At 74.7% G+C, this 2,672-nt stretch carries 4 protein-coding genes; 1 reads left to right on the top strand and 3 read right to left on the bottom strand.

All coding sequences use genetic code 11. From position 1 onward, the window contains the following. Positions 1-63: 63 nt before the first annotated feature. The 3 genes from G3I53_RS03025 to G3I53_RS03015 are packed head-to-tail and all read right to left on the bottom strand — an operon-like array spanning position 64 to position 1,950. Complete coding sequence (locus G3I53_RS03025; protein ID WP_164337711.1) at positions 64-261, bottom strand: CDGSH iron-sulfur domain-containing protein; 198 nt, start codon at positions 259-261, stop codon at positions 64-66. Further along, complete coding sequence (locus tag G3I53_RS03020) at positions 242-928, bottom strand: HemK2/MTQ2 family protein methyltransferase (RefSeq protein ID WP_164337712.1); 687 nt, start codon at positions 926-928, stop codon at positions 242-244. Before G3I53_RS03020 ends, G3I53_RS03025 begins: the two co-directional genes overlap by 20 nt. Positions 929-933: 5 nt before the next feature. Next, complete coding sequence (locus G3I53_RS03015) at positions 934-1,950, bottom strand: iron-containing redox enzyme family protein (RefSeq protein WP_164337713.1); 1,017 nt, start codon at positions 1,948-1,950, stop codon at positions 934-936. A gap of 75 nt (positions 1,951-2,025) precedes the next feature. On the opposite strand from G3I53_RS03015, the gene G3I53_RS03010 reads away from it, so the two are divergent. Further along, on the top strand, positions 2,026-2,634 hold the full coding sequence (locus G3I53_RS03010) for an NAD(P)H-dependent oxidoreductase (protein ID WP_164337714.1): 609 nt from the start codon (positions 2,026-2,028) through the stop codon (positions 2,632-2,634). Positions 2,635-2,672 lie beyond the last annotated feature (38 nt).

Genomic DNA, 2,672 nt, shown 5'->3' with positions numbered 1-2,672 from the left:
GTCGGCGGCCTCCCAAAAGCGGCGCGCGGCGCACCCCGGGACCGCCCGGGGCGGGCCCGGACGTCAGGCCCGGTCCCGGTGGCTGGTGTCGCACCACGGGTAGCGGCGGCTGCGGCGGCAGGTGCACAGCGCCACCCGGAAGCGGTCGGAGGAGACGACCGTGCCGTCCTCCAGTTCCACCTCCACCGGACCCTCCACCAGCAGAGGGCCCTTGCGCTGGACGGTGACCCGCCGGGGCGCGTCAGACGGGGAGTTCGGCACGGACCACCACCAGCTCTTCCCGGTTCTCGCCGGGGCCCAGCAGGGCCCGCTCGCGCAGCCACCGTTCCCGGGTCCGCAGGACGGGCCCGAACGTGATGTGCCGGCGCCGGGTGACCGCCGCCTTCATCCCCGCGGCCCGCAGGTGCCCCAGCGTCAGTTCCGTCCCGCTGAGCGCCGACTGCACCAGCAGCAGCACACCGCCGGGCCGCAGCAGCTCGTGCGCCTCCCCGCAGATCCGGTCCAGGACCAGCCTGCCGTCGTGGCCCGCGTCCCACGCCCGGGCCGCCCCGCGCGGCGCCACGCCGCCGTCGGGCGCCGGGACGTACGGCGGGTTGGCGAGGATCAGGTCGAACGACCGGCCCCGCACCGGGGCGAACAGGTTTCCGTGCCGCACCTGGACGGGGACGCCCGCCATCAGCGCGTTGAGACGGGTCGCGCACACCGCGCGCCACGAGACGTCGACCGCGGTCACGCGGGTGCCGCGCCGGGCGGCGGCGAGCGCCAGCGCACCGGAACCGGTGCCCACGTCGAGAACGTCCGAACCCGGACGGACCGGCTCGTCGGACAGGGCGCCGGCGAGCAGTTCGGTGTCTTCCTGCGGGGCGTACACGCCCGGGGGTGCCAGTGGATTCACGCGCCGCCGAGTACCCAGGTTGCTGTCGGACATGTGCGTCATGGGACGGGAGTGGCGTCAGGGACGTCGAGGGGCGTGCGCATCGAGGAGCGGCCGGCGCCCCAGTCGGCGAGCAGCCGGTCGCCGAGACGGTTCTCCACGAACACGGTCGCGTCGATCCCGAAGGCGATGTCCCGGGCGAGGTGCGGCTCGGACTCCATCAGCCCGCCGATCACGTCGTGCCGCACCACCTGCTCGTGCACCGCGTCGGCCTCGACGTGCTCGTCGTAGAAGTGCTCGGCGGCCGGCCCCGCGCCGGTGCGGCGCATCGCCTCCGCGAGCCGCCGGGAACCGGGCGACGAGGTGATCTCGACCGTGGCGAAGTGACCCACCAGGGCGCCCCGGAGGGAGCGGTGCAGCCCGAACAGGGACATGAGGTTCACGGTGACCAGCAGCTCGGCGCAGGCGGCGTCCAGGTAGCGGCCGTACGTGGTGTCCAGGCCCAGGTCCCGCATCAGGTCCGCGTACAGCCCGGCGTGCACCCGGTCGGGCCGGCCGCCGCCGAACTCGTCGAACTCCACCGCCGCCATGGCGGCCTTGGCCCGGCCCCACAGGCGCGGCAGCACCCACGCGTGCGGGTCGGCCTCCTTCAGGTGGTACAGGGACCGCTGCGCGGCGTACTCGCGCACGTGCCACAGCTCGCCCTTGTCGCGCAGGAAGTGACTGACGCCGGTCCCGTCGACGGGCTCCACCAGGAGCGTCCCCAGCGCCTCGTCCACGTCGTCGTGCACGGTGGCGTCCGCGCGCAGCGCCGACCCGAAGCGCTCCTCCAGGGCAGCCCGGGTCCGCAGCAGGTCGGGGTCCCACTCACGCTCCGGCGGGACGCCGTCGAAGCCGCGGTAGTGCAGTTCGTAACAGAGGTACAGCGCGAGCTGGAGGTCGTCGCCGTACACGGGTGCCCGCGCCACGTCGTGCGGCAGCGGGAGGGGGCCGTCACCCCTCAGGTGGGCGATGACGGCGGCGCTGAGGGGGCCGCGCGGTGCGGGCAGCGTCGGTTCCGTACGTGGGTGTTCCATGGAGCCCGGGTACCCGCGGCGCGCCCGGCCACCCGCCCGTGCGTGCCGTCCCCGCGCAGGGGTACTCCGGTCGGCATGAAGGCACTCGCGATCAACTGCACCCTGAAGAAGTCGCCGGACACCTCCAACACCGAGGCGCTCCTGCGCTCCGTCACCGAGCAGCTGGAGCAGGAGGGCGTGGACGTCGACGTCGTGCGCGCCGTGGACCTGGACATCGGGCCGGGCGTCGTCAGCGAGGCCGTGCACGACGGCGACGACTGGCCCGACGTGCACGCCAAGGTGCTCGGCGCGCAGATCCTGATCATCGCCTCGCCGACGTGGCTCGGCCAGCCGTCCTCGGTCGCCAAGAGGGTCCTGGAGCGGATGGACGCGATGCTCTCCGAGACGGACGACGACGGCCGGCCGGTCGCCTACAACCGGGTCGCCGGCGTGGTCGTCACCGGCAACGAGGACGGCGCCCACCACGTGATCAGCGAGATCACCGGCGGGCTCCAGGACATCGGCTACACCATCCCCGGCCAGGCGTGGACGTACTGGAACCAGGGCCCCGGCCCCGGGCCCAGCTTCCTGGAGGGCGGCCGGGGCCACGACTGGTCCCGCAGCACCGGACGGGCCATGGCCGCCAACCTCCTCGGCGTGGCCGGGGCCCTCCAGGAGCGCCCGCTGGGCCCGCCGCCGCAGTAGCGCGCGGGCGCTCCCCGCGGCCCGTCGGTCGCCCCGCG

The sequence above is a fragment of the Streptomyces sp. SID14436 genome (assembly GCF_010548465.1).
In the GTDB taxonomy this organism is placed as follows: Bacteria; Actinomycetota; Actinomycetes; order Streptomycetales; family Streptomycetaceae; genus Streptomyces.
Note: the sequence above shows the minus strand (reverse complement) of the source record. Positions and strands in the feature narration are given on the sequence as shown.